The organism is Burkholderia sp. AU27893 (assembly GCF_002223205.1).
GTDB lineage: Bacteria > Pseudomonadota > Gammaproteobacteria > Burkholderiales > Burkholderiaceae > Burkholderia.
The window spans coordinates 1-636 of record NZ_NKFD01000017.1; the positions used below are offsets into that span (position 1 = coordinate 1).

At 50.6% G+C, this 636-nt stretch carries 2 tRNA genes and 1 rRNA gene; all 3 read right to left on the reverse strand.

The features are described from left to right. Positions 1 to 293: 293 nt before the first annotated feature. A tRNA-Ala gene (locus tag CFB47_RS39980) sits at positions 294 to 369 on the reverse strand. Positions 370 to 412: 43 nt separating this feature from the next. Then, positions 413 to 489, reverse strand: a tRNA-Ile gene (locus CFB47_RS39985). Between the two features lie 64 nt (positions 490 to 553). Then, positions 554 to 636 (reverse strand): 16S ribosomal RNA (locus tag CFB47_RS39990); the annotation flags it as partial.

Genomic DNA, 636 nt, shown 5'->3' on the forward strand with positions numbered 1-636 from the left:
GTTCGCTTGACCCTATAACGAGTCTGTCTCGTTACAGGTTGAGTTCTCGCGTTGTGCCGTATTCCAATTTAAGTCGAACATAGAGTTCGAATCATCTTGAGATACATCGATACAATCACAACCCGGATAGTTTTCACGTCCATCTCAAGACGCTTCCGCTATCCAAATTACTTGCTTCTTCCAGATTGTTAAAGAACGACAGCCGATACATACTACGTATCACTCTGACTGGCTCAATCGCCAATGCAAAATTCTCGGTTCAGTGTCTGAACCAAGCTCTTAGCGTTGGTGATTGGTGGAGGCAGACGGGATCGAACCGACGACCCCCTGCTTGCAAAGCAGGTGCTCTCCCAGCTGAGCTATGCCCCCATGAGTACAGATTTGCCTCAGGGTGTACCGCCACACAAGACGGTGGTGGGTCTGGTTGGATTCGAACCAACGACCCCCGCCTTATCAAGACGGTGCTCTAACCGACTGAGCTACAGACCCCTGAGTCTGTCTTTAAATTTACAGCCGATAAGCGTGAGCGCTCAACTTGTGCGAGAAGCTCTGGAAAGGAGGTGATCCAGCCGCACCTTCCGATACGGCTACCTTGTTACGACTTCACCCCAGTCATGAATCCTACCGTGGTGACCG